Source organism: Streptomyces sp. NBC_01750, assembly GCF_035918095.1.
In the GTDB taxonomy this organism is placed as follows: domain Bacteria; phylum Actinomycetota; class Actinomycetes; order Streptomycetales; family Streptomycetaceae; genus Streptomyces.
In genome coordinates, this window is record NZ_CP109137.1 from 5,520,124 (window position 1) to 5,544,957 (window position 24,834).

The window sequence follows — 24,834 nt, forward strand, 5'->3', positions numbered from 1 at the left end:
GGTCCCCTCCCCGAGCTCAACTCCTGTCGACGGTACGGCGCACCACTGACAACGGCCCCGGCGGCCCCCAACCGGCGTACTCGCGTAACCGCCGCTGTGCCGAGGCACGCCGCGCCCACCACGACCGCACGGAGCACCGTGACTGGACCGACGGGCATGTGGAGCGATGGAAGCCCGTCCTGCCCGGCGTCCATCCCGATCTCGATCCGACGTCGATCCCGATCCCGATCCCGATCTCGACCCCGGCGTCGATCCCGATCTCGACCCCGGCGTCGGGGGCGCGGTCGTCCGGATGAAGAGGCTCACCGTCCGACTTGCTGCGCCGCATCATGCTCGTCGCCGAGCACCCGTCACCGACATCACCAGCGAGTACAGACTCGTCGTCGCCGTGATGAACAGCCGGTTGTTCTTGGGACCGCCGAAGGTGATGTTGGAGACCGCCTCGGGGACGACGATCCGGCCGATCAGGGTGCCGTCCGGGTCGTAGCAGTGCACTCCGCCGTCCATTGCGGCCGCCCACAGCCGGCCCTCGTCGTCGAAGCGGATGTTGTCGAAACGGCTGATGCCGTCCGCCGCTTCGGCGAAGACCTTGCCGTCCGAGAGGGTGCCGTTCTCGCGTACGTCGAAGACGCGGATCTGGCCGGCGCGCGTGTCGGAGACGTACAACTGCCGCTCGTCGATCGAGAAGACCAGGCCGTTGGGGCCGCCGAAGCCGTCGGCGACCAGGCGGACCTCGCCCGTCGCCGGATCCACGCGATAGACGTTGCAGGCGCCGATCTCGCTCTCGGCGCGGAAGCCCTCGTAGTCGCTGGTGATGCCGAAGTCCGGGTCGGAGAACCAGACCGAGCCGTCGGACCGTACGGCCGCGTCGTTCGGGCTGTTGAGGCGCTTGCCCTCGAAGCGGTCGGCGAGGACGGTGAGCGTGCCGTCCGGTTCGGTGCGGGTCACGCGCCGGTTGCCCTGCTCGCAGTTGATCAACCGGCCCTCGCGGTCGAGCGTGTTGCCGTTGCTGTGGCCGGCCGGAGAGCGGAAGAGGCTGATCGCGCCCGTCGCCTCGTCCCAGCGCAGCATGCGGTCGTTGGGGATGTCGCTCCAGATCAGCTGCCGCCAGGCGGGCAGATAGAGCGGGCCCTCGGCCCAGCGGCAGTCGTCGTGGAGCGTCTCCAGCCGCTCGTCGCCGTTGGCGCACCGTCCGGTACGGAAGCGATCGTCCAGGATCTCGTATATCGAGGGGCGGGTAATGCTGGACATGATCTGGACCTCCAAGTCCATTACTGAACAACATACTGTGGAGTATCCGTATCGCAGTATGAGGTATGGTCGCAAGCGTGGATGACATCGATCGTGAGCTCGTGGCCCTGCTCCAGCAGGACGCCACCCAGGCCTACTCCGCGCTGGGCAAGGCCGTCGGTCTCTCGGCCGGCGCCGCGCACGAGCGGGTGCGGAAACTGCGCGAGCGCGGTGTCATCCGCCGTACGACGGTGGAGGTGGACCCGGCGGCGCTGGGGCGAGGCGTACTCGCCTTCGTCATGGTCGAATCGTCCGCCTGGATGGGGGAGTCGGGCGCGGCGTTCGCGGCGATCTCCGAGATCCAGGAGGCGCACATCATCGCGGGCAGCGCGTCCGTACTGGTGAAGGTGCGCACCGCCACCACCGAGCAGCTCCAGGACGTACTGCGGCGGTTGTACGCCATCGAGGGCGTCAGCGGGACGCAGGCCACCGTCTCGCTGGAGACCTTCTTCGAGCGGCCGGTCTCCCCCGGTCAGGACTGATTGTCAGTGGCGGCTTCTACTGTTCTCGGCATGGGAATGGTGACCTTCGTCGACGAGACGACATCGGGGGAACGCCGCGACGCTCTGGGACTGGAAGTCGCGGAGGAACGCCTCGCGCTGCGCGAGTTGATACGGCGCAGGGTGCTTGAAGAGGTCGTGGACGGCCAGGAGGCCGGGCCTGCGTACGAGCGTGCCGTCGAGGCGTTCGGGCGCAACGGCTTCCTGGTGCTGGTCGGGGACCGGCAGATCGAGGAGCTGGACCAGCAGCTCGAGATCGGCAGCGCCACGGAGGTCACCTTCCTGAAGCTCGTTCCGCTGGTGGGTGGCTGATGGGGACGCGCTACCCGGAGCGGGTCGAGACGGTCCGGCAGCTGGCCGCCGAAGGCAATATGGGCCTCCTCGCCGATGAGTTGCTGCACATCGCGACCGGCTACGACAACCACTGGGACGGCGACGGGGCGCCGGTGCTCGACGCTGTCCGGAAGCTGCCCGAGGACGAGCGGATGCGGCTCGCCGACGGGCTGGTGAAGCGCTCCCGGGCATACCCCTGGGGAGACCCCGTCCGTACGCACGCACTGACCCTTGCCGGGATCGTCGGGAGCGGGCTCCCGCAGGACTTCGTCCGCGCCGATCGGCTCACGCGCATGGAAGAGCTCAGCACCGCCCACACCTTCCACGCCTACCACGAACTGATCACGCTGGCGGAGGGCGAACTGGACGCGGGACGCGAACTGCCCGGCGCGTTCGTCGCCCTGCTGCGCCGTTCCCTGCTGGACAGTTACGGCGTCGCGCCCGAACTCTCCCTCGTGCTGGACCGGGTCGAGGACCCCGTCCTCAACCCTGGTGAGGCGTGGGCGGACCGGGCCCTGGCGGACGCGGCCGGGTTCGGCGACGCGGGGCGACGGCTGCTGGCGCATCTGCGGACCGCCACCTCCGCCAAGCCCACCGGCAATTGGGAGCAGGCCGGCCGCGCGCTGATCGAAGAGATCGGCACCGTGGCCGTGCGGGAGGTGGTGCTGAACTGGCTCCAGCTCGTGGGGCGGCCACGGACGATCCAGCTGTACGCGAACCGGCACCGGGCCGATCACAACAGCCTGTACGACCCGTTCAACGCCGACGCCCTGCGCGGAGTCGCCTGGCTGACCGCCCTGCTGCCGGCCGGGCAGGACACCGCACGCGTTCTCGGAGCCCTCGTCGAGACGTCTCTGCGCAAGGTCCCTCAAGTCGGTCCCCGCAACCCGAAGGTCGCCAACGCGGGCGTGACCGGGCTCTCCCGTACGGACGGCGACGCGGCCCTCGCCGAACTCGCGCGACTGTCCACCCGCGTCACCTACAAGGGGACCCTCAATCAGCTGAGCGCCGCTCTCGACGCCCGCGCACAGGCGCTCGGGCTGAGCCGGGAGGAGATCGAGGAGCTCGCCGTACCGGCGTTCGGGCTGACCGGCGTCGGCCACGGCGAGTACGAACTGGGCGAATCCACCGCCCTGTTGGAAGTGCACGGCAGCAAGGCCGTGCTGTCCTGGCGCAATGCAGCCGGCAAGGCCGTCAAGAGCGTGCCGGCGGCCGTGAAGCGCGACTTCCCGGACGAGCTCAAGGAGCTCAAGGCCGCCGTGAAGGACATCGACAAGATGCTCATCGCGCAGGCCGAGCGGCTGGACCGGCAGTTCCTGGCCCGTCGCACCTGGGCGTACCAGGACTGGCGCCGGCGCTGCCTCGACCACCCGCTGGTCGGCACGCTCGCCCGCCGGCTGATCTGGATGATCGGCGACACTCCCGCGTACTTCCACGGCACTGATCTGCACACGCTGGACGGCGCCCCCGTGTGCGCCGCCGGCACCGCCGTCGTCGAGCTCTGGCATCCGGTCTCCCGCCGGGCGGACGAAGTCGCCGCCTAGCAGGAGCGGCTGGAGGCCGAGCGCGTCACCCAGCCGTTCAAACAGGCCCACCGCGAGGTGTATCCGCTCACCGACGCGGAGCGGACCACCGGGACCTACTCCAACCGCTTCGCCGGGCACATCCTGCGCCAGCACCAGTTCAACTCCCTGGCCGCGGTCCGCGGCTGGACCGCCCGGCTCCGGCTCAGCGTCGACGACTCCTACCCGCCCGCGGTAAGGGAGTTGCCGCAGTGGGGGCTGCGTGCCGAGTACTGGATCGAGGGCGTCGGCGGCAGGGACGACGACGACCTCACCGACTCCGGCGCCTACACCCGCATCGTCACCGACCAGGTCCGCTTCTACCCGATCGACGCCCCCGGCAACTGGGCACACGCGGGCGGCGGCGCCTACCGCCAGGCCGGCCGATGGCAGGACGGGACACCCGTCGACCCGCTGCCGTTGACCGGCATACCCGAGCCGGTGCTCTCCGAAGTCCTGCGCGACGTCGATCTGTTCGTGGGCGTGGCCTCCGTCGGCAACGACCCCACCTGGCAGGACGGCGGACCCGGCGGCCGCTTCCGGGAGTACTGGACCTCGTACGGCTTCGGCGAGCTGTCCCAATCAGCCGCGATCCGCCGCGAGTTGCTCACCCGGCTCGTGCCACGGCTTGCGATCGCCGACCGCTGCACGGTCGACGGCCGCTTCCTGCGGGTCCGCGGCGATCGGCACGCCTACCGGATCCATCTCGGCTCGGGCAACGTCCTGATCGATCCGCACGAGCGCTATCTGTGCATCGTCCCGGCGGTGGGCAGCGGCGCGGTGAACGCCGGATACCTGCCCTTCGAGGGTGACCGGATGCTCGCCGTGATCCTCAGCAAGGCGATGATGCTCGCCAGGGACACGGAGATCACCGACGCGACGATCACCAGCCAGCTCTAGAGGGCGCCGTCACATACTGCTCAGCGAGCGCGCGTAGTTGATCTGGCCCATGACCATCTGGAAGGACTCGGGCCCGCGGGCCGGGATCATCGTCGAGTGGTGCCTGCCGCCGCTCGTCACCGTGACCTGGATGAAGCCCGTGGTCGTCTTCTCCTTCATCAACAGGAAGAGCAGACCCAGCAGACAGAAGATGAAGAACACGACCGCCAGCACGATGGCGTGCGCCGGGATCTTCTCCTCGGTACGCGACATGTCCGTCGCGTTCCAGACCGCGCCCCTCAGCGGGAGGGTGCCGGCGGGCGTCACTATCGAGTCGCCCATGACGGTGATGTCGCCGATCGACACCAGCGGAGCGCCACCCATCGGAGCGGGCGGCCCGGCAGCGGGGATGGGGAGAGCCGGCTGCGTCTGGCTGTAGTCGGGGGTGGTCCCGCCGGGATATCCGTACCCCGGCGCCTGGTTCGGGTAGCCGTACGCCGGCGTCGATCCCGGCGGTTGTGTCGGTCCCCACTTGTACTCGGGCTCCCCGTCCGCGTACGGATTCGGCTCGCTCATGATCTCGTCCCCGCTTTCCTGCTGCACATGTCAGACGACACGATCCTGCCAGGTATCGCGCGCGTTGGTGAAGTGAAGCCGCACGGCGAAGGGTCCCGCCTCCCCAAGACCGGGAGGCGGGACCCTTGTTACCGCTCCGGCAACTACCGCTGCCGGGAGGTTCAGACGCTCAGAAACGACGCGTGATCAGCGCGCGCTTCACTTCCTGGATCGCCTTGGTGACCTCGATACCGCGCGGGCAGGCGTCCGTGCAGTTGAACGTCGTGCGGCAACGCCACACACCGTCCTTGTCGTTGAGGATCTCCAGCCGCTGCTCGCCGGCCTCGTCACGCGAGTCGAAGATGAAGCGGTGCGCGTTCACGATCGCCGCCGGCCCGAAGTACTGGCCGTCGTTCCAGAACACCGGGCACGAGGACGTGCACGCGGCGCACAGGATGCACTTGGTGGTGTCGTCGAAGCGCGCGCGGTCCTCGGGGCTCTGCAGACGCTCACGGGTCGGCTCGTTGCCCTTGGTGATGAGGAACGGCATCACATCGCGGAAAGCCTGGAAGAACGGCTCCATGTCCACGACCAGGTCCTTGAGGACCGTCAGGCCCTTTATGGCCTCGACCGTGATCGGCTTCTCCGGGTTGATGTCCTTGATCAGCGTCTTGCAGGCGAGCCTGTTCTTGCCGTTGATCCGCATCGCGTCGGAGCCGCAGATGCCGTGCGCGCAGGAGCGCCGGAAGGTGAGTGTGCCGTCGACGTCCCACTTGATCTTGTGGAGGGCGTCGAGTACACGCTCCTTGGGGTCGATCTCGATCTGGAAGTCCTGCCACTGGGCCTCGTCGGAGACCTCGGGGTTGAAGCGGCGGATCCGGAAGGTGACCGTGATGTAGGGCGAGGCGGCGCTCTCCGCCTGCACCTTGTCCATGACGGGAGTAGCCATCAGTACTTACGCTCCATCGGCTGGTAGCGGGTCTGGACGACCGGCTTGTAGTCGAGCCGGATCGACTCGGTGCCGTCGTCGCCCACCTCGCGGTACGCCATGGTGTGGCGCATGAAGTTGACGTCGTCGCGGTTGGGGTAGTCCTCGCGGTAGTGACCGCCGCGGGATTCCTTGCGGGCGAGTGCGGAGACGGCCATGACCTCGGCCAGGTCGAGCAGATTCCCCAGCTCGATGGCCTCCAGCAGGTCGGTGTTGAACCGCTTGCCCTTGTCCTGGACGGAGACGTTCAGGTAGCGCTCGCGCAGCTCGCCGATCTTCTCGACCGCGGTCTTGATCGTCTGCTCGGTACGGAACACCATGACGTTCGCGTCCATGGTCTCCTGCAGCTCCTTGCGGATCTCGGCGACCCGCTCGGTACCGGTGGAGGCGCGCAGCCGCTCGACCTGGGCCACGACCAACGACGCCGGGTCCTCGGGCAGGTCGACGTAGTCGGCCTTCGCCGAGTAATCGGCCGCGGCGATGCCGGCCCGCTTGCCGAAGACGTTGATGTCCAGCAGCGAGTTGGTGCCCAGGCGGTTGGCCCCGTGCACCGAGACGCAGGCGACCTCACCGGCGGCGTACAGACCCGGAACGACGGTGGTGTTGTCCCGCAGGACCTCACCCTGGACGTTCGTCGGGATGCCGCCCATGGCGTAGTGCGCGGTCGGCTGGATCGGGATCGGGTCCGTGTAGGGCTCGATGCCGAGGTACGTACGCGCGAACTCGGTGATGTCCGGGAGCTTGGCATCCAGCTGCTCCGGCGGCAGGTGGGTCAGGTCCAGGAAGACGTGGTCACCCTCGGGGCCGCAGCCGCGGCCCTCGCGGATCTCCGTGTAGATGGAGCGCGAGACGACGTCACGCGAGGCGAGGTCCTTCATGACGGGCGCGTACTTCTCCATGAAGCGCTCGCCGTCCTTGTTGCGGAGGATGCCGCCCTCACCACGGGCGCCCTCCGTCAGCAGGATGCCCATGCGCCAGATGCCCGTCGGGTGGAACTGGAAGAACTCCATGTCCTCCAGCGGCAGTCCGCGCCGGTAGCAGGCCGCCTGCCCGTCACCGGTCAGGGTGTGCGCGTTGGAGGTCACCTTGAAGAACTTGCCGGTGCCGCCCGAGGCGTAGATGACGGCCTTCGCCTGGAAGATGTGGATCTCGCCGGTGGCCAGCTCGTACGCGACCACACCCGCCGACTTCTTGACGCCGTCGACCTCGGTGATCAGCTGGTCCAGGACGTAGAACTCGTTGAAGAACTCCACGCCCTCCTTGACGCAGTTCTGGTACAGCGTCTGGAGGATCATGTGGCCGGTGCGGTCCGCGGCGTAGCAGGACCGGCGGACCGGCGCCTCGCCGTGGTTGCGCGAGTGCCCGCCGAAGCGGCGCTGGTCGATGGTGCCGTCCGGCGTCCGGTTGAACGGCAGGCCCATCTTCTCCAGGTCGAGGACGGCGTCGATGGCCTCCTTCGCCAGGATCTCGGCGGCGTCCTGGTCGACCAGGTAGTCACCGCCCTTGACCGTGTCGAAGGTGTGCCACTCCCAGTTGTCCTCCTCCACGTTGGCGAGCGCGGCGGCCATGCCACCCTGCGCGGCGCCCGTGTGGGAGCGGGTCGGGTACAGCTTCGTCAGTACGGCGGTACGGCTGCGCTTGGTCGACTCGATGGCCGCGCGCATGCCGGCGCCGCCCGCGCCGACGATGACGGTGTCGTACTTATGGATCTTCATTGGTCTCGTCAGCCCCGGCTTTAGCGGATGTTCGGGTCGAAGGTGAAGATCACCAGCGTGCCCAGAAGGATGGTGAACACCGTGGCGGTGTACAGCAGGCCCTTGAGCCACAGGCGCGTGTTGGCGCGCTCCGCGTAGTCGTTGATGACGGTACGGAGGCCATTGGCGCCGTGCAGCATGGCGAGCCACAGCATCAGCAGGTCCCAGGTCTGCCAGAACGGGGACGCCCAGCGGCCGGCCACGAAGGCGAAGCCGATCTTGGAGACGCCGCCGTCGAGCACGAGCTGGATCAGCAGGTGGCCGATGACCAGGACGACGAGGACGACACCGGACAGGCGCATGAAGAGCCATGCGGCCATCTCGAAGTTGCCCCGGGTCGACTTCGGGGTCTTCTTGGTGCGTCGGCGAGGCGCCTCGATGTACGGAGCCGGATTGTCGGCGTCGAATCGGCGCGCAGGCTCTACGCCCTCGACGGGACCGATCACGGAAGAGGTGTCAGCAGACATGTCTGGCGTCAGCTCCCGAACAGTTCACGTACGGCGTGGCCGAGCACCGGGTAAAGGGCACCCACCATCAGCACGAACCAGATGGCCATGACGGTCCAGAACATCTGCTTCTGGTAGCGCGGGCCCTTGGACCAGAAGTCCACAGCGATGACACGCAGGCCGTTGAGCGCATGGAAGAGAATGGCGGCCACCAGGCCGTATTCCAGCAGCGCGACGATCGGCGTCTTGTACGTGGCAACGACACTGTCATACGCCTCGGGAGAGACGCGGACGAGAGCGGTGTCCAGCACGTGTACGAACAGGAAGAAGAAGATGAGGACGCCGGTGACTCGATGAGCCACCCAGGACCACATTCCTTCCCGGCCGCGGTACAGCGTTCCAGCCGGCACGGCAGAACCCTCCGGGAGCGGGGATTGGGGCCTGCCGGCTTGGGGGGTCGGTCTGGCCCGGCCGGGTACGGTCCACCGGCCCTGGCCATCGTAGCGACGAGTTGTCGGTTCGTTCGCCCGGGGTCCTCAGGTGTGATCAAACAGGCAATCAAACAGCCTCGGACGGGCTATCGGGAAGCCCCCGCGACGTCTGATTCCGGATGGTTGGCCACTACATGCGCCAGTCGGGAGCGGGTGAGGCCGCGCAGCTCCTCGGCGGAAACGGCCCGCTCCTCGTCCGGCTCGTGCGCGAGGCGGGTGCGGATACCGGCGAGTACCTGGTCGAGGTATTCCTCGGGGCGGTAGCCGTGCAGGCTGATCACGAAGGCGTGGCCGAAGCGGCTCTCGTACGCGGCGTGGGCGGCGGAGAGCGCGGTCTGCGCGGCCTGCGGCGCACCGGGATGCAGACCGGCGGAGGACTCGTCGGCGAGTGCCTCGGAGAGGTCGGCGGGGGAGAGGTCGTAGCCGGCCTCGTCGGAGGCGGCGAGCAGCGCGTCGAGGTCGGGATAGGGCCGGTGGGCGACCAGCCGCTGGGCCCAGCGGCGGCTGCTGCAGCAGCCGAGCAGTACGGCTTCGGCCAGGTCGGCGGGGGCGGCGTTGAAATGAGCGAGGCCGGGCGCGCCGTGCCGCGGGGAGGGTATGGCCGAAGGGGTGAGGGCCCGCTGGGTGTGGTGGAGTGTCGGCGGTCGCTTCGGGAGGCCGGCGTGGGATTCGCTGGACAGCGTGGGCTCCTCGAACGGGACAGCAGGACGGCTGGGAGGCAAGTTATGGATGGTTCATAACGCTATCCACGCCGCACGGGAGCTGTCCGACGGATACGTGATTTTCACCCGGACGGGAGAGTTCCGCGGCGCGTGATAGACCTGGAAGGGGGGCGCTTCGCCGTAGTTTCGCCATAAATGGGAGGTATCCGAGTGACACGGCAATCTGAGCGCGCGCGGGTCACCGGCGCGATCGTTGCCGCAGCCGCGGCCTTCTCGATGACGCTGACCGGCTGCTCCAGCGGTGAACCCGGCGGAACGGGTGGCGGTGTACGGGGCGCAGGCAAGACACCCGTGGCCGCGGCGCCCTCGCCCTCCAGGGCCTACCCGCTTTCCAAGGCTCCCGACACCATTCCCTCCGTACGCACTCACGAGCCGGCCCGCGGTCCTGGCTGGCGGCCCGGGACCGGCGGGGTCGTCATCGCCAAGGGCAGCGAGGCCCTCGCCGACGAGGGGCAGCTGATAGCGAAGGAGATGAAGCTCGGCTACCGGGGCGCGGTTCCCGCCCGGGCCGGCGACGTCGAGCTGGCACTCGCGACGGCGGCGAAGGGCAAGCCCGAGTCGTACACCGTCCTCACCCGCGGCGGCCGGGTCAGGATCTCCGGTCCTGATCAGGCCGGGGTCTTCTACGGGACCCGGACGCTGAAGCAGGCGGTGCGGTCCGGGGGCGCGATGCCGGAAGGCGTCGTACGGGATCAGCCGGACCGGCCGCAGCGCGGGCTGATGGTCGACATCGCGCGCAAGCACTTCACGGCGGGCTGGATCGAGGACCGGCTGCGCGAGATGGCCGACCTCAAGATGAACCAGCTGGGCCTGCACTTCTCGGACGACCAGGGCTTCCGTATCGCCTCGGACACGCATCCCGAGATCGTCTCGCGCGAGCACCTGACCAAGGACGAGGTCCGGCGGATCGTGGACTTCGCCGCGCGGCTGCACATCACGGTCATCCCGGAGATCGACTCCCCGGGCCACCTCGGTGCGGTGCTGGCCGCCCATCCCCAGCTCCAGTTGCGGGACGCGGCCGGCAGGGCCGTGCCCGGGGCGATCGACGTCGGGCAGCCCGCGTCGGCGAAGCTGGTGGACGAGCTGCTGAAGGAGTACGCGGATCTGTTCCCCGGCGCGTACTGGCATCTCGGCGGGGACGAGTACCAGGCGCTGGTCAGGAAGAACCCCGAAGCGTCCTTCCCGCAGCTCGCAGCCCTCGCCCGCCAGAAGTACGGGCCGAACGCGCGGGTCCAGGACCTCGCGACCGCGTGGGTGAACGACCGGGCGGCGGTGCTGCGCCCGCTGGGCCGCAAGCTCAAGGCCTGGAACGACGGCTTCTTCCGGGGCGGTGTGGTCGCCGCGGACAAGGACCTCGAGGTCGAGTACTGGACCGGTAAGGAGATCGGGGCGCGGCCGCCGGAGGAGTATCTGCGCGAGGGCCGACGGCTGATCAATCTCAACGACGAGTACATGTACTACGTGCTGGGCCAGCCGAACGAGTTCCGCTACCCCACAGGCCGTCGGATCTACGAGGAGTGGACCCCGTTCGTGATCCGCGGCACCCGGCCGGTGCCCCGGACGTACTCGGACCAGATCCTGGGCGGCCGCTTCGCGGTCTGGTGCGACCTCTCCAATGCGCAGACCCAGGACCAGGTCGCACGCGGCATCGCCATGCCGCTGCGGGCGACGTCCCAGAAGCTGTGGGACCCGCGCCCTCCGATGCGCAGCTGGCAAGCCTTTGAGCAGCTGGCCGGGAAACTGGGCTGAATGGCGGATTCATGCTGGACGGCGGCCGCCGGGGAGACATATCTTCCGCTGGCGGCCGCACGTTGTGCGGCCGCAATTCTGTGACGCCTCTGGGGAGGGGTGTCGTCTCACCCGTGGGGGGTCCGCTCAGCCATGCTCTGCTCGAACTGCCGAACAAGTACGGCCACGACCGGGGAGGGCCTCTGCGATGGCTGCTCGGTAGCCGCGGCCAACAGCACTCCGCCGCCTGCTCGCCCCTCGATGGGCTACTCCAGGCCCACATCCGTACTGCGCTCGCCGGTCGGACTCTCGTACGCCGTAGTGGCGCTGCTCTCGTTCGTCATCGTGGCCGACCTCTTCTCCGTCTTCGCCTCGGTCAATCTCCGCGGAGTGGTGGGTCCGCTGCCGGGAGACAGGTTCGAGGTCTTCGCGGACGAGGACCTGGAGCGGGCGGACGTGCTGATCGCTACGGCGGGCGGGCTTCAGTCCGTCGGACTTTTGGCGGCGGCCGTGCTCTTCATCATCTGGTTCCACCGGGTACGGATCAACGCCGGCGTGTTCGCGCCGGATCTGCAGCGCCGTGGCCCCGGCTGGGCGATCGGCGGCTGGTTCATCCCGATCGGCAATCTGTGGATCCCGCGCGGGGTCGCCGGTGACATCTGGGTGGCGAGCCGCCAGGACCCGTACGGAAGGTCGAAGGGGGAGTCACAGGCCGTCCTCAACGCCTGGTGGACGGCGTGGATCAGCTCGCTGCTGATCGACCGTGTCGCGGACCGGCAGTACGACGATGCCAAGACGGCGGAGGCGCTCAGGACGGCCGCGAACGCGTTCATCGTCACCGACCTCGTCGACATCGTGGCCGCGCTGCTGGCGATCCTCGTCGTCCGCAGGCTGACGCGCATGCAGAGCGTCAAGGCCGTGCGGGGCCCTCAGGAGGTCGCGGTGTGAGCCCGCCCGGGGGCGCGCGGGCTCACACCGGACTTCACGGCCGCGGCGGTCCCAACTGGGCGCGGTGCAGGCCGAGTTCCAGGTGGACAGAATGTAACAGAGTTGTGGCGTATATGTGTGCGAGGGACGTGTGACTGATCCTCCGGGTAAGGCTGGTGTCTCAGGCATGGGGGGAGCGGGTCATGGGATTCTCGGGTTACTACGTCGTGGGCAGGAGCGGGCGGCCACTCGCGGAGCAGGGTGCGCTGGCCGGGGTACGGGCAAATCTGGCGCTGTACCAGCGCCGGGCGGACGGCTGGCAGATCTGGCAGCACCCGAAGGAGCCCGATATCGGCGATATGGGCGCGCTCGCCCGGTCGATGGGCTCGCCGGTGCTCTTCGGCTTCGTCATGGACAGCGACTGCGTGGTCGTGGAGGCGGCGGCGCCGGACAGCGGATCCTGGTACGCGTGCCTGGCCAGGGAGGCGATGGCCGGGTATCTCGACGCGAGCGGGATGGTGCTCGACGATCTCTTCCTGACCGCCGAGGACGCGGTGCGGCGGGCGGCGGAATGGGCGGCGGAAGCCGGCACGACCATGGCGGCGGGACCGCTGAAGGGGGTACTTTGCGCCAAGCGGCCCGAGCCTTTCGCCGAGGAACTCTTCTTCCGATTCCTCGATGGACTGGGAATTCCCGGTCTGTCGGAGTGACGCATTTGAGCCACGGGGCGCAGTAAGAGGAAGTACTGCGTCCGCGACGGGAGGCGTCCATGGCGTCGAAGAGCCTGAGGGAACTGATGGCACAGGCCGATGAGCGAGGCCTGGCCGCGAGCGGGCTCGCCTGCCTGGACCGCTGTCTGCCGCTGCTCGCGTCCGAGGCGGACGCCCTGCGTCCGCTCTGGGCCGGGCTGGTGGAAGGCGAGGAGGACTGGTCCCTGCGCCTCGCGGAGGCCAGGGAGACCATGGAGAACGCGGCCGTCGACGACGAAGCCGCCGCTCTCGTACGGCAGATGCTCGGCGCCGCGCCCTCCGAGTGGGAGGTGGATCCGCTGCGGGAGTGGGCGGACGACTGCTCCGTCGCGGCCCTCGAACTCCACCACCGCTTCGACGCGGGTCCCGGTACCGAGGTACCGGAGGCGGCCGATGTGGTCGACGTGCTGAAGCGCTGCCGTGAGGGCGAGCCGGACGGCGCGGGTCCGCTGGTCGCCGGTGAACTGCGCCGTCAGGTCCAGATCCTGGAGATCCTGGCGGACGCGGAGGGAGGCGTCGGGCTGCGCCAGGCGCTGGATGTGTCGACCGAGGGGCAGCGGGTGCTGCGCGCGGTCGTCTCGCGCCGGGCGCGCGTCAAGCGCTGACGCGCGCGGCTCGAGGCCGCCGCGGACGGCTGGGGCCGCGGGAGCCGACCCGGGCCCGGCGCCGGCCGAGGCCGGTGGGAGGGCCGTTTGCTTTTCCGGTCGGGCGTCAGGTGCGCCGTTCCCTCTGGGGCCTGGGCAGCCGAGCCGCCGTCTACTTGAGGGACGTGACGAAGGACGTCCAGGCGGGGGCCGTGATTGTGAGGACCGGGCCGTGGGGGAGCTTGGAGTCGCGGACGGGGACGATGCCGGTGTGGGCGTCACAGACCTCGACGCAGTCTCCGCCGCTGCCGTTGCTGTAGGTGCTCTTGCGCCAGCGGGCGGCGCCGGGGAAGGCCTCGGCGACCTCGACGCAGTCTCCGCCAGTGCCGTTGCTGTGGCTGCTCTTGCGCCAGACAGCGGTGCTCAAGTCAATCCCGTTGCTTGCCATTTCGGTCATCCTCAGCCGCTTTCTCGATCAGGGCGAGGGACGCCTCCGGCGGCAGTGCGGCGGCCCTGAGCAGATCGTACGACCTGCGGTACTCGTCCACGAGGGCCGGATCGTCGATGGTGTCCCCGCTGTGCTGCGACTCCAAGTAGACCAGGGGCGGGGCATCGGGGAAGGCCATGATCTTGGCCATGCCCATCATGAGGGGATGCGGGCCACAGTTCCACGGAAGGATCTGTGGAACGATCCGGCGGCGCCTCGCCAGCGCCGCGATGCTCTCCAGCTGTTCGGCCGCCTGCTCCGGCGGAAGGACCGGTTGGCGCAGCAGCGACTCGGACAGGATCGCCCAGTACATCGGGGTCCTCTGGTTGTCCTCGAAGAGGCGGGCACGCGCCAACCGGGCGCTGACCTTCTCCTCCACCTCGTCGTCGGGCGCCAGCGGCATCGCTGCCCGAACCAGCGCCCGCGCGTACGCGGCTGTCTGCAGCAGTCCGGGAATCAGGGTCGGGCACCACTCCTCGATGGACTTCGCGTGCTTCTCTGCCTCCAGTACGCGCTCGAAGTAGCTCGCGTGTCCTCGCCTCTTCGCCTTCCGTACGTCCTCGCAGCGGCGCTTGAAGAAGCCGTCCGTCCCCAGCGCCTTGTCCACGTGCTCGGCCAGTTCCGCCGGCATACGGCGCGCCCCGCGTTCGATCTCGCTGAGGTGACTGGGGCCGTAGAAGCTGCCTTCGACCAACTGCTGGAGGGTGAGCCCGGCCGCCTCCCGCTTCCAGCGCAACTCCTTGCCGTAGAAGGTGGGGACGCTTGCCGACCCGTCGATGTCCTTGCGCTGCCCCATCGTTCACCGCTCCTGGTGCCGTTACCGCCCGTTTCCCGGTGTCTCCGCCCGAGTCCCGGTGATTCCCGTGCCCGTACCAACTCCACGTCACATACGTGCAGTTCAGAGCCGGGAGCCCGAACCTCTTTCACGGTACGCGGCGCCGCGTCAGGGTGTGAGCAGTTCGTCACAGAGCGCACTGGAAGGTGTGACCCCCCATGCACGACCACCCTGACGTACAGGACTGCGCCGAGGAGCTGCGGGCCGCCCTCGCCGCCCACGGCATCACGCTGCCGTCCCTCGGCGTCGACCTGCCGACCTTCGCCGCCCGCTACCCGTCCCGGCCCCTCATCGCGCTGGGCAACTGCAACCTGGCCACCGCGCGGGCTCTGGTCGACGCCCTGCGCAAGGGAGTTGCGTGATGCGACCACCGCTCACCCTGGAGTTGCTCGCCACGCCGAAGGCCGTGCCCGAGATCCGCCGGGCCCTACGTGCGTACATGGGCGGGCCCTGCGCCGACCTCCAGCTGTGCGCCAGCGAGCTGATCACGAACGTCGTCCGCCATCTCGGGGAGGGCGTCCCCGTGACCGTCCGTGTGGCCTGTGGGCAGGGCCGTACGCGACTGGAGGTCACCGACCCCGACCCCCGGGCCCTGCCCGTTCTGTGCAAGGCCGCCGACGAGGGCGAGACCGGCCGCGGCCTCGCCCTGCTCGACGCCCTGACCCTCCGGTGGGGTGTGGAACAGGGCCCCGGCAGCAAGACCGTGTGGTGCGAGATGCGGAGCATTCAGGACGGGCGGGCACGCAGACCCGCCGACCCGAGGGCCGCCTGCGGACGGTGACGTTTCTCCGTCTCCGTACGCAGAGATGAAGGGGCATGTGCCGAAGGGCGCCGGTACGGAGAGGGAACTGTGGGGGCGTACGACGCGGAACTCGGGGCTGCCGTCGAGCGGGCGCAGCAGGGTGACGAGGACGCCTTCGCGACCGCGTACCGGCTGGTGCAGCCTGGGCTGATCGGCTACGTCCGAGGGCTCGTTGGCGACGAAGCCGAGGACGTGGCCGCCGAGGCGTGGCTGGAGATCGCCCGTGACCTGAGCCGTTTCCGTGGCGACGGGGCGGGGTTCCGGGGCTGGACGGCGACGATTGCCCGGCACCGCGCCCTGGATCATCTGCGCAGGCAGAAGCGGCGTCCGCGCATCTCCTTACCGGAGCAGGATGTGCTGGAACTTCCGGACGGGCAGGACACGGCCGCCGCGGCGCTCGAAGCGCTCTCCACCGAGCGCGCTCTCGGGCTGATCGGCAGCCTGCCGCGCGAGCAGGCGGAAGCGGTACTGCTGCGGGTGGTCGTCGGGCTCGACGGGCCCGCGGCCGCGCGGGTGCTGGGCAAGCGCCCCGGAGCCGTGCGTACCGCGGCGTACCGGGGACTGAGAGGACTGGCGGAGCGACTGGCCAGGGCGTACGCCGAAGGATGAGAGATGAAACCCGAACGGGATGACCCCCGCACACCCGAACTCGATGCGTTGCTCGGGGCGGCGCGCCGCCCCGGCGTGCTCGATCCGGCTGACGAGGAGCGGGCGCTGCGGGCGTTCCGCCTGGCGTGTGACGAGGGCGGCGTGGGCGCGGCACCGGTGCGGTGGCGGCGCAGCCGGGACGACTGGCGGCCGGGCGGTGAGCGGCGCTGGGCGCGGGCGCTCAAGGCGCTGGTGGCGGGTGTTGCCGCGGCGGCGGCGCTGGGCGGGGTGGCGGTCGCGGCCGGGGAGGGTGCGATCCCGTCGCCGTTCGGGGGCGGCGCGCAGCCGAAACCGGTACGGACCGCGCCCAGGGAACCTGGCGTCGAAGAGGGCAGGGCTGGTGACGGGCGCGGGGAAGCAGCGCCGCAGAGCCCGGTGCGGCCCACTCGGCCGTCCGCGGACGACGCTCCCCCCGGGCGTCCGGGCACCGCGCGGGACACAGCCGCGCACTGCCGCCAGTATCTGGCGGCTGTTTCGCGACGGGGTACAGCCCCCAAGGTCAAGCCCATGGCCGAACTGGAGGCGGCCGCCGGCGGTCCGGAGGCCGTACGGGTCTACTGCGAGCGGCTGTTGGCGGGCGAGATGCACACCTCGCCGAACCCTGCGGATGGGAAGCCCGCGGAGAAACCGGAGAAACCGGAGAAACCGGAGAAACCGGAGAAACCGGAGAAGTCGGGGAAGTCGGGGAAGCCCGCGGGGAAGCCGGAGAAGTCGGGGAAGCCCGCGGAGAATCCGGGGCAGTAGGACACCGGGGCGGCGTCTCCGGCAGCCCGGCCCCGCCTGACAGTCGCTCGCGGACGTGGAAGGACGACCGGGGCCGCCACCCCCCACAGGAGAGGCCCCGGTCGTCGTTCGCCGGGGCCGCAGAGCGGCCCCGTACTTCTCTCAGCGCCGAGCGTGCGTTTTCTGTCACACCCCGCTGTGTCAGCATGTTGTTGCGGGTTGTACAAAATGTGGACGTGGCTCGGTAGGAGGACGTAGCGTGCTGATTCGCGCACAGGGCGGCGCGGCAGTGGTGACCAGCTGCGATTCGGGACGGGTTGAGGGAGTGCTGGGGGACGACGCGGAGTTGACCACCGCGGTGCTCGCGGCTCAGGACGGGGACGAGGACGCCTTCCGTGCTGTGTACCGCGCTGTGCACCCGCGACTGCACGGTTATGTCCGGACTCTGGTCGGCGAGCCGGAGGCCGAGGACGTCACCTCGGAGGCCTGGCTGCAGATCGCCCGCGACCTCGACCGGTTCAGCGGAGACGCGGACCGATTCCGGGGCTGGGCCGCACGAATAGCCCGCAATCGGGCGCTCGATCACATACGTATGCGGGGCCGGCGCCCCGCCGTCGGCGGCGACGAGAGTGAACTCACCGGGATGCCTGCCGGGTCGGACACCGCGGACGAGGCCATGGAGGCCCTCGCCACCGGCCACACCATGGCCCTCATCGCCCAACTGCCGCAGGACCAGGCCGAGGCCGTCGTACTGCGCGTCGTGGTCGGCCTCGACGCGAAGAGCGCGGCCAAGACGCTCGGCAAGCGGCCCGGTGCCGTACGGACCGCGGCACACCGCGGCCTGAAGCGGCTGGCCGAGCTGGTCGGCGCGGACGGCGTGGACGGTGCGGATGGTGCGGATGGTGCTGGGTTCGTAGACTGCGCGGACGGCGCCGAGGGTGCGGGCTTCGCGGACGGCGCGGACCCGGACAACGTCCGGGCAGGCGCGGCGGATCTCGGTGGCGTACCGCCGCAGCGAGGCCCCCGACCCGGTTCGACGGCACCCGCCGGTGTGACGCATTCACGCCTGGGGACGCAGAAGGACATGTGATGGCCGACGAGCGGTACGAGTGGCTTGACAAGGATGCTGCGGAGCGACTGCTGCGCGGCGAACCGGTCGAGGCCGCCGACGAACACGCCCGTACCCAGGCCGCGCGACTCTCCGGTGCGCTGTACCGCGCGGGCCGGACCGACTACAGCGGCGACGGCGAAATGCCGGGCGAGGCCGCCGCGCTGGCCGCCTTCCGCAAGGCCAGGGCCGACGCCGCGTCGCCCGCGGGCGACACCATCGGCACCGTACGACTCGCTCGCTCCACACGCTCGGCCCCCGGACTGCGCTTCGGCCGTCCGGTGCGCTTCGGGATCGCCGCCGCCGTGGCCGGCTGCGCGCTCGGCGGAGTGGCGGTCGCGGCCGGCACCGGCATGCTGCCCACTCCCTTCAGCAACGACGATCCGCTGCCCGCGTCCTCGATCTCGGCCGCCGCGACTCCCGGGCCGCTGGTCTCGGATTCGCCGACCGGCGGCCGACCGGACTCCCCGTCGCAGACGCCGGGCGGGATCAGTACGCCTCCGGTGTCCCCATCGCCGAGCGGCGGAACCGGTCAGCATCAGGACGAGGCGAACGGCGGGATGCCGGACGGCGACGGCAAGCAGCAGGGCGACGCGGGCGAGAAGTCGGGCGACCGCAACGCCGAGTGGTACCGCAAGACGGTCGATGCCTGCCGCGACTATCGCAGCGGCCGTATCGCCTCGGAGCGCAAGCGGCGACTGGAGGCAACGGCCAAGGGGCCCGAACGGGTGCAGCGGTTCTGCGACCGGGTGCTCAGCGGCGACATCACAGCCGCCCCGGACAGCAGCGGTGGCGACGACGGTGACGACGACGACGGAAAGGGCAACGGCGGCTCCGACTCGGACGACGGCCGGCCGGGCGGCGGATCGCTGCCGCCCGTGTCCTGGTCACCGCTGCCCGCCGTGTCCTCCACCGTCCCCTCCGTGAGTACCCGCTAGGTTCCGTGAGCCTCGCCAGGCCCCGCCCGGCGTCTTGTCGCATCCTGTCTGACCTGCGGTTTCTCTGCCGCTGCCGGTATCCGATCACCCAGGTGTGACGTTTTTTGAGCCACTGGCGCAGTAGATAGTGAGCCGACTGGTCATCGGCCGCGCCCGAGCCGGGGTTCCCCCCGTACCTACGGCTTGGCGCACATGGCGCGGGCGGGACACGTTCCCCCGGTCCCGCCCGCGCCACTCTTCTCCGACTCTCACCAGTAGATGACGACCTTGTCGCCGCTGTGGACCTGCGCGAAGAGCGAGGCGATCTTCCCCTTGTTCCGGACATTGACGCAGCCGTGCGACGCGCCGTTGTAGCCGCGGGCCGCGAAGTCCGAGGAATAGTGCACCGCCTGGCCGCCGCTGAAGAACATCGCGTACGGCATGGACGTGTGGTAGATCGTCGAGACGTGGTCCCTGGACTTCTGGAACACGCTGAAGGTGCCCTCACGGGTCGGCGTGTACTGCGAGCCGAAACGCACATCCATCGTCGACCGCACCTTGCCGTCGATCACCCAGGAGAGCGTGCGGGTGGTCTTGCTGATGCACATCACCCGGCCCGTCATGCAGCGCGGGTCGAGCTTCGCCGCCGGCTTGTTGACGGTGGCGCCGTTCAGCTCGTCGCGCGTCGGCTTCGTCGTCATACCGAGCAGCTTCTGCCAGGTCATGGTGTCCGTGTCGCCGGTTGCCGGCAGACCGCGTTTGCCCTGGAAGCCCTTGACCGAGGCGACCGTCACGGAACCGTAGGTGCCGGTCGGCCTGTCGTCGAACCAGCCGATCTGCGCGAGCCTGGCCTGCAGCTCGCGCACCCGCTCGCCCTTCGAGCCGTTCGCCATCAGAACCTCGGTCCGCGCGGTCCCGGCGGGCTCGCGAGGCTTGCCGGTCGTCCCCTTCGGCTTCGGCGTGGCCGGGTCCGACGCGGACGGAGTCGCCGTGCCGGTCTGCGCGGGCGCCGAGCCGCCCGGCTTGGCGTCGGCCCCGGCCGGCCGGCCGACGGCGGCCTGCGCCGTGCAGCCCGCGGTCACGGCCAGCACCGCGGCCGCGGCCAGTGATCTGCATATGACGGAATTCCGAAGCATGTTCGCCCCCCTGTATTTCCTGTGTCTCCAGAGACAGATTCCCGCCCTGCTCGGTTGCGCAATCCCGCGCACTATGGGGAACAAGCTGTGGAAGAGGCTGTGAGCAAGGTCCCGGCGTGCGGCTCTCCACCGGTCGCGGGTCCGCCGCTACAGTCCGACCCGAGCTCAGTTACCAGTGAGTAGCTCTAGTGGGAGGCACACAACCATGGCGCGCGAGTCCGAGTCGGGACTGCCTATCGAGCCGGTCTACGGACCGGGTGCACTGGACGGCTGGGATCCGGCCGAGAAGCTGGGCGAGCCCGGCGCGTACCCCTACACCCGCGGCGTCTACCCGACGATGTACACCGTCCGCCCCTGGACGATGCGCCAGTACGCGGGCTTCGGCACCGCGGTCGAGTCCAACGCCCGCTACAAGCAGCTCATCGCCAACGGCACGACGGGCCTGTCCGTCGCCTTCGACCTGCCGACCCAGATGGGCCACGATTCGGACGCGGCGATCGCGAGCGGCGAGGTCGGCAAGGTCGGCGTCGCCATCGATTCGCTCGACGACATGCGCGTGCTCTTCGGCGGTATCCCGCTGGACAAGGTCTCCACGTCGATGACGATCAACGCCCCCGCCGCGCTGCTTCTGCTGCTCTACCAGCTCGTCGGCGAGGAGCAGGGCGTCCCCGCGGACAAGCTCACCGGCACCATCCAGAACGATGTGCTCAAGGAGTACATCGCCCGCGGCACCTACATCTTCCCGCCCAAGCCCTCGCTTCGGCTGATCGCCGACATCTTCAAGTACTGCAAGGCCGAGATCCCGAAGTGGAACACCATCTCGATCTCCGGCTACCACATGGCGGAAGCCGGCGCCTCGCCCGCGCAGGAGATCGCCTTCACGCTCGCGGACGGCATCGAGTACGTCCGTACGGCCGTCGCCGCCGGCATGGACGTCGACGACTTCGCGCCCCGGCTGTCCTTCTTCTTCGTCTCGCGTACCACGATCCTGGAAGAGGTCGCCAAGTTCCGTGCCGCGCGCCGGATCTGGGCCCGGATCATGCGGGACGATTTCGGCGCGAAGAACCCCAAGTCGCTGATGCTGCGGTTCCACACCCAGACGGCCGGTGTGCAGCTGACGGCCCAGCAGCCCGAGGTGAACCTGGTGCGCGTGGCCGTCCAGGGGCTCGCGGCGGTCCTCGGCGGTACGCAGTCGCTGCACACGAACTCCTTCGACGAGGCGATCGCGCTCCCGACGGACAAGTCGGCGCGGCTCGCCCTGCGTACTCAGCAGGTCCTGGCGTACGAGACCGATGTCACCGCCACCGTGGACCCGTTCGCGGGCAGTTATGTCGTCGAGAAGATGACGGACGATGTGGAGGCGGCGGCGCTGGCGCTGATGGAACGGGTCGAGGACCTGGGCGGCGCGGTCAACGCCATCGAGCACGGCTTCCAGAAGAACGAGATCGAGCGCAGCGCGTACCGCATCGCGCAGGAGACCGACAGCGGCGAGCGCGTCGTCGTCGGCGTCAACCGCCACACGCTGGACGCGGAGGAGCCGTACGAGCCGCTGCGGGTCGACCCCGCCATCGAGGCGCAGCAGGCCGACCGGCTGACGAAGCTGCGGGCCGAGCGTGACCAGGCGGCCGTGGACACGGCGCTCGCCGCGCTGAAGAAGGCCGCGGAGGGCACGGACAATGTGCTGTACCCGATGAAGGACGCGTTGAAGGCCAGAGCGACGGTCGGCGAGGTCTGCGACGCGCTGCGCCGGGTGTGGGGCACATACGTTCCGGCCGACGCGTTCTGAGCTGCTCGTTCCGACCGGTTCCGCGATACGGAACCCAAAGGCGGAGTGTCGTGCCGATGTGCGACACTCCGCCTCATGCTGGGTGTTACCGATCTCCCGACCTATCTCGCAGGCCTTGTCCTGATCGTTCTGCTGCCGGGGCCGAACTCGCTGTACGTGCTCTCGGTCGCCGCGCGCCGCGGTGTGCGTACGGGCTATACGGCGGCCGCGGGGGTGTGGTGCGGCGATACCGTGCTGATGGTGCTCTCCGCCGCGGGCGTCGCCTCGCTGCTCCAGGCCAACGCGCTGCTCTTCGGGATCGTGAAGTTCGCCGGCGCCGGCTATCTGACCTGGCTGGCGATCGGGATGCTGCGTGCGGCCTGGTCGCTGTGGCGCACCCGCCGTGAGCTCACTGCCGAGCAGGCAGCCCCGGCCGAGGGGTCCGCCGCCGAACGGCCGTTCCGCAAGGCTCTTGTGATCAGCCTGTTCAACCCGAAGGCGATCCTCTTCTTCATCGCCTTCTTCGTGCAGTTCGTCGACCCCGCATACGCCTATCCGGCGCTCTCCTTCGTGGTGCTCGGCGTGCTCGCCCAGCTGGCGAGCTTCCTCTATCTCACTCTGCTGATCTTCACCGGGACGCATCTGGCGGCCGCCTTCCGCCGTCGCAAGCGGCTGTCCGCGGGTGCGACGTCGGCGGCCGGCGTGCTGTTCCTGGGCTTCGCGGTGAAGCTCTCTCTCAGCAGCACCTGACCAGGTACTCGGCGAGGCCGGACATGTCCTCGCCCGCCCAGCCGATGTAGCCGTCGGGCCGGACAAGGAAGAGACCCTTCCCGTACGGCTCGTACGCCTCGATCCGGTGTATGTGCACCGGTGCACCGTCGAGTACGGGCAGTTCGGAGTCCGTGCCGACCGCGAGCAGCGTGAAGTGCGGGCCGCGGAAGAGGTCGAAGATCCGTCGTCCGCCGGGCAGCGGACCGTCCGGGGCGCGGTCGCCCGCCTCCAGCGCGCCCGCGCCGCCGGAGGCGAGCGGGCCGCCGCGGTAACCGAGCCCCAGCTGCATGGTGGCCGCGCCGCGCTGCTCCTCGCCGCGGTGGATACGGGTGGAGAGGCCGAGCATCTGTGCCGCGACGGGCAGCCGCTCCCGCTCGTAGGTGTCCAGGAGCGACTCGGGTGCGCCGTGGCGAAGTACCTGGCCGAGCTTCCAGCCGAGGTTGTAGACGTCCTGGACGCTGGTGTTGAGGCCCTGCCCGCCGGCGGGGGAGTGGACATGCGCGGCGTCGCCCGCGAGGAACACGCGCCCTTCGCGGAACCGGTCCGCCATGGCGGCGCGCGGCCGGAAGTCCGAGGCCCACAGCACCTCGGTTACCTCGTCCGCGGCCAGATGGGTGCGGACGCCGATCAGCTCCCGTACGCCCGAGGGCGAGGTGTCCGGCTCGCCCTGCGCGAACTGGCCCACGACCTGGAAGTGGTCGGTCCCCGGCAGCGGACAGATGGCGAGGTAGCCGGCGCTGCCGCCCGGGAAGACATGCCAGTTGAGGCGGTCGAGCGCGGGGATGCGGACATCGGCGACCAGCATCGGGGCCGGGTCGACGCTCTCGCCGGTCATCGCTATGGAGAGGATGGCGCGGACCGTGCTGCGGCCGCCGTCCGCCGCGACCATGTAGGCCGCGCGGATCGTCGATGGTCCTGTCGCCGCCGCCCCTGTGGAGAGCTGGGCCGTCACTCCGTACGTGTCCTGGCTGAGCCCCGTCAGGGCCGTACCGAAAGCGACTCGGCCCGAGAGCTCCGTCAGGCGCGCGTGCAGGATCTGCTGGGTGCGCCACTGCGGGAGCAGCCACGGCTCGCCGTACGGCGCGGAGTCCGTGGGCCCGGGGCGCTCGAACATGTCGTGCTCCCCCTGGCGGCTGCCGTCCTGCCAGACCATGCCGACCGGAGCCTTGCCGCCCGAGGCGAGGACCGCGTCCACGACGCCGAGGTCGTCGAAGACCTCCATCGTGCGGGGCTGGATGCCCTTGCCGCGTGAGCCGGGGAAGAGCGTGTCCTGCTGCTCGACGACGAGGGCGCGTACGCCGCGGCGGGCCAGATCGCAGGCGAGGGTGAGCCCGGTGGGCCCGGCCCCGACGATCAGGACGTCGGTCTCCGCGTCGGCGACGGTTTCCTTAACGTTGTTAAGTGCCATGCCCGAGAGGATGCGCTTAACGTCGTTAAGTTGTCAAGGGCGGCAGGTAGGTTGGCACCGTGGCTACGGAACGACTCGACCGGATCCGGGTGGCGCGCGCCGCCCTGCGCCTGCTCAACGAAGTGGGACTCGAAGGGCTGACGCTGCGCGCCATCGCCAAGGAGCTCGACGTCAAGGCCCCCGCCCTGTACTGGCACTTCAAGGACAAGCAGGCGCTGCTCGACGAGATGGCGACCGAGATGCTCCGGCGGATGGCGGCCGACCTTCTGGCGGCGGAACCGGCCGCCGACTGGCGCGAGAGCCTCGCCGCGGCCATGCGCGGACTGCGCGAGCATCTGCTGCGCTACCGCGACGGCGCCAAGGTCTACAGCGGCACCCACTTCACCGACACCAGTTACGCCGGCCCGATGGAGGCGCATCTGCGCATCCTCACGGGTGCGGGCTTCACGCCGGGCGCGGCGGCCCGCGCCTGGTTCACCGCGTACAGCTACACGATCGGCCATGTGATCGAGGAGCAGTCGATTCGGCCCGACACGGCGACCGGGGCGGAAGGGTACGACCTGGTGGCCCGGGCCGACCGGCTGGCGGAGTACCCCCTCACGGCGGCCGCGGGGGAGGAGATCTTCCGCGGCTACGCCACGGGGTTCGAGACGGGGCTCGCGGCGGTGGTGGCGGGGATCGGGGAGGTGCTGGCCCCTTCGGAGCGCCCGTCCTGACCGGGGCTTG

At 69.7% G+C, this 24,834-nt stretch carries 27 protein-coding genes and 1 pseudogene; 17 read left to right on the forward strand and 11 right to left on the reverse strand.

Annotated elements, in window-relative coordinates:
* Window positions 1-327 precede the first annotated feature (327 nt).
* Window positions 328-1,272 (reverse strand): SMP-30/gluconolactonase/LRE family protein, encoded by a 945-nt coding sequence (locus OG966_RS25130; protein WP_326652100.1) that lies wholly within the window; start codon window positions 1,270-1,272, stop codon window positions 328-330.
* 56 nt (window positions 1,273-1,328) lie between these two features.
* On the opposite strand from OG966_RS25130, the gene OG966_RS25135 reads away from it, so the two are divergent.
* The 4 genes and pseudogenes from OG966_RS25135 (at window position 1,329) to OG966_RS40885 (ending at window position 4,585) form a co-directional block, all read left to right on the forward strand.
* Window positions 1,329-1,772, forward strand: a complete 444-nt coding sequence (locus OG966_RS25135; RefSeq protein ID WP_326652101.1) for an Lrp/AsnC family transcriptional regulator — start codon at window positions 1,329-1,331, stop codon at window positions 1,770-1,772.
* 30 nt (window positions 1,773-1,802) lie between these two features.
* Window positions 1,803-2,102 (forward strand): hypothetical protein, encoded by a 300-nt coding sequence (locus OG966_RS25140; protein ID WP_326652102.1) that lies wholly within the window; start codon window positions 1,803-1,805, stop codon window positions 2,100-2,102.
* 314 nt (window positions 2,103-2,416) lie between these two features.
* Window positions 2,417-3,823: pseudogene (locus OG966_RS40880) on the forward strand (DUF4132 domain-containing protein); the annotation flags it as partial.
* Between the two features lie 345 nt (window positions 3,824-4,168).
* Window positions 4,169-4,585 (forward strand): DUF7737 domain-containing protein, encoded by a 417-nt coding sequence (locus tag OG966_RS40885; RefSeq protein WP_442806815.1) that lies wholly within the window; start codon window positions 4,169-4,171, stop codon window positions 4,583-4,585.
* Window positions 4,586-4,594: 9 nt separating this feature from the next.
* On the opposite strand, the gene OG966_RS25150 is transcribed toward OG966_RS40885, so the two are convergent.
* The 6 genes from OG966_RS25150 to OG966_RS25175 all read right to left on the reverse strand — a co-directional run bounded on the left by OG966_RS25150 (window position 4,595) and on the right by OG966_RS25175 (window position 9,520).
* Entirely contained in the window at window positions 4,595-5,140 is a 546-nt protein-coding gene (locus tag OG966_RS25150) for a hypothetical protein (protein WP_326652103.1), read from the reverse strand.
* A gap of 169 nt (window positions 5,141-5,309) precedes the next feature.
* Complete coding sequence (locus OG966_RS25155) at window positions 5,310-6,068, reverse strand: succinate dehydrogenase iron-sulfur subunit (protein ID WP_326652104.1); 759 nt, start codon at window positions 6,066-6,068, stop codon at window positions 5,310-5,312.
* Window positions 6,068-7,822 carry a succinate dehydrogenase flavoprotein subunit gene (gene sdhA / locus OG966_RS25160; RefSeq protein WP_326652105.1) on the reverse strand — a complete coding sequence of 585 codons (1,755 nt, stop codon included), beginning with the start codon at window positions 7,820-7,822 and terminating at the stop codon, window positions 6,068-6,070. The genes OG966_RS25155 and sdhA overlap by 1 nt, the downstream gene beginning before the upstream one ends.
* Before the next feature lie 20 nt (window positions 7,823-7,842).
* Complete coding sequence (locus tag OG966_RS25165) at window positions 7,843-8,328, reverse strand: succinate dehydrogenase hydrophobic membrane anchor subunit (protein WP_326652106.1); 486 nt, start codon at window positions 8,326-8,328, stop codon at window positions 7,843-7,845.
* 8 nt (window positions 8,329-8,336) lie between these two features.
* On the reverse strand, window positions 8,337-8,717 hold the full coding sequence (gene sdhC, locus OG966_RS25170; RefSeq protein ID WP_326652107.1) for a succinate dehydrogenase, cytochrome b556 subunit: 381 nt from the start codon (window positions 8,715-8,717) through the stop codon (window positions 8,337-8,339).
* 167 nt (window positions 8,718-8,884) lie between these two features.
* Window positions 8,885-9,520 carry a 2-oxo-4-hydroxy-4-carboxy-5-ureidoimidazoline decarboxylase gene (locus OG966_RS25175; protein WP_406731160.1) on the reverse strand — a complete coding sequence of 212 codons (636 nt, stop codon included), beginning with the start codon at window positions 9,518-9,520 and terminating at the stop codon, window positions 8,885-8,887.
* Window positions 9,521-9,655: 135 nt separating this feature from the next.
* Between OG966_RS25175 and OG966_RS25180 the strand changes: the two genes are divergently transcribed.
* The 4 genes from OG966_RS25180 to OG966_RS25195 all read left to right on the forward strand — a co-directional run bounded on the left by OG966_RS25180 (window position 9,656) and on the right by OG966_RS25195 (window position 13,529).
* Window positions 9,656-11,269: a beta-N-acetylhexosaminidase gene (locus OG966_RS25180; RefSeq protein WP_406731159.1), complete on the forward strand. Its 1,614-nt coding sequence runs from the start codon at window positions 9,656-9,658 to the stop codon at window positions 11,267-11,269.
* 240 nt (window positions 11,270-11,509) lie between these two features.
* The gene (locus OG966_RS25185) at window positions 11,510-12,196 is read left to right on the forward strand and encodes a DUF4328 domain-containing protein (protein ID WP_326652108.1); all 687 of its coding nucleotides are present in this window, start codon (window positions 11,510-11,512) and stop codon (window positions 12,194-12,196) included.
* A 182-nt stretch (window positions 12,197-12,378) separates the two neighbouring features.
* Window positions 12,379-12,885, forward strand: a complete 507-nt coding sequence (locus OG966_RS25190) for a hypothetical protein (RefSeq protein ID WP_326652109.1) — start codon at window positions 12,379-12,381, stop codon at window positions 12,883-12,885.
* Window positions 12,886-12,944: 59 nt separating this feature from the next.
* The gene (locus tag OG966_RS25195) at window positions 12,945-13,529 is read left to right on the forward strand and encodes a hypothetical protein (protein WP_326652110.1); all 585 of its coding nucleotides are present in this window, start codon (window positions 12,945-12,947) and stop codon (window positions 13,527-13,529) included.
* Between the two features lie 151 nt (window positions 13,530-13,680).
* On the opposite strand, the gene OG966_RS25200 is transcribed toward OG966_RS25195, so the two are convergent.
* Together OG966_RS25200 and OG966_RS25205 are read right to left on the reverse strand one after the other, a co-directional pair.
* Window positions 13,681-13,956 carry a DUF397 domain-containing protein gene (locus OG966_RS25200; RefSeq protein ID WP_326652111.1) on the reverse strand — a complete coding sequence of 92 codons (276 nt, stop codon included), beginning with the start codon at window positions 13,954-13,956 and terminating at the stop codon, window positions 13,681-13,683.
* Window positions 13,937-14,791, reverse strand: coding sequence for a helix-turn-helix domain-containing protein (locus tag OG966_RS25205; protein ID WP_326652112.1), 855 nt, complete (start codon window positions 14,789-14,791; stop codon window positions 13,937-13,939). Before OG966_RS25205 ends, OG966_RS25200 begins: the two co-directional genes overlap by 20 nt.
* A gap of 197 nt (window positions 14,792-14,988) precedes the next feature.
* On the opposite strand from OG966_RS25205, the gene OG966_RS25210 reads away from it, so the two are divergent.
* From OG966_RS25210 to OG966_RS25235, 6 genes are all read left to right on the forward strand, one after another.
* Window positions 14,989-15,192 (forward strand): hypothetical protein, encoded by a 204-nt coding sequence (locus tag OG966_RS25210; RefSeq protein ID WP_326652113.1) that lies wholly within the window; start codon window positions 14,989-14,991, stop codon window positions 15,190-15,192.
* Entirely contained in the window at window positions 15,192-15,611 is a 420-nt protein-coding gene (locus OG966_RS25215; protein WP_326652114.1) for an ATP-binding protein, read from the forward strand. The genes OG966_RS25210 and OG966_RS25215 overlap by 1 nt, the downstream gene beginning before the upstream one ends.
* Before the next feature lie 69 nt (window positions 15,612-15,680).
* Complete coding sequence (locus tag OG966_RS25220) at window positions 15,681-16,241, forward strand: RNA polymerase sigma factor (protein WP_326652115.1); 561 nt, start codon at window positions 15,681-15,683, stop codon at window positions 16,239-16,241.
* Window positions 16,242-16,244: 3 nt separating this feature from the next.
* Window positions 16,245-17,024: a hypothetical protein gene (locus OG966_RS25225; protein ID WP_326652117.1), complete on the forward strand. Its 780-nt coding sequence runs from the start codon at window positions 16,245-16,247 to the stop codon at window positions 17,022-17,024.
* Window positions 17,025-17,328: 304 nt separating this feature from the next.
* A complete protein-coding gene (locus tag OG966_RS25230) occupies window positions 17,329-18,093 on the forward strand; it encodes an RNA polymerase sigma factor (RefSeq protein WP_326655358.1) in 765 nt (254 codons plus the stop codon).
* Window positions 18,093-19,049 carry a hypothetical protein gene (locus OG966_RS25235; RefSeq protein WP_326652118.1) on the forward strand — a complete coding sequence of 319 codons (957 nt, stop codon included), beginning with the start codon at window positions 18,093-18,095 and terminating at the stop codon, window positions 19,047-19,049. The genes OG966_RS25230 and OG966_RS25235 overlap by 1 nt, the downstream gene beginning before the upstream one ends.
* A gap of 248 nt (window positions 19,050-19,297) precedes the next feature.
* Here OG966_RS25235 and OG966_RS25240 read toward each other — a convergent pair whose 3' ends face one another.
* The gene (locus OG966_RS25240) at window positions 19,298-20,164 is read right to left on the reverse strand and encodes a L,D-transpeptidase family protein (protein WP_326652119.1); all 867 of its coding nucleotides are present in this window, start codon (window positions 20,162-20,164) and stop codon (window positions 19,298-19,300) included.
* Between the two features lie 205 nt (window positions 20,165-20,369).
* On the opposite strand from OG966_RS25240, the gene OG966_RS25245 reads away from it, so the two are divergent.
* Both OG966_RS25245 and leuE read left to right on the forward strand, forming a co-directional pair.
* Entirely contained in the window at window positions 20,370-21,950 is a 1,581-nt protein-coding gene (locus tag OG966_RS25245; RefSeq protein WP_326652121.1) for an acyl-CoA mutase large subunit family protein, read from the forward strand.
* Window positions 21,951-22,025: 75 nt separating this feature from the next.
* Entirely contained in the window at window positions 22,026-22,679 is a 654-nt protein-coding gene (gene leuE / locus OG966_RS25250; RefSeq protein ID WP_326652122.1) for a leucine efflux protein LeuE, read from the forward strand.
* Here the strand turns inward: leuE and OG966_RS25255 are convergent.
* Window positions 22,666-24,108 carry an FAD-dependent monooxygenase gene (locus tag OG966_RS25255; protein WP_326652123.1) on the reverse strand — a complete coding sequence of 481 codons (1,443 nt, stop codon included), beginning with the start codon at window positions 24,106-24,108 and terminating at the stop codon, window positions 22,666-22,668. The two genes, leuE and OG966_RS25255, sit on opposite strands and share 14 nt — an antisense overlap.
* Window positions 24,109-24,167: 59 nt before the next feature.
* Here OG966_RS25255 and OG966_RS25260 point away from each other — a divergent pair, with 59 nt between their 5' ends.
* The gene (locus OG966_RS25260; protein WP_326652125.1) at window positions 24,168-24,824 is read left to right on the forward strand and encodes a TetR/AcrR family transcriptional regulator C-terminal domain-containing protein; all 657 of its coding nucleotides are present in this window, start codon (window positions 24,168-24,170) and stop codon (window positions 24,822-24,824) included.
* Window positions 24,825-24,834 lie beyond the last annotated feature (10 nt).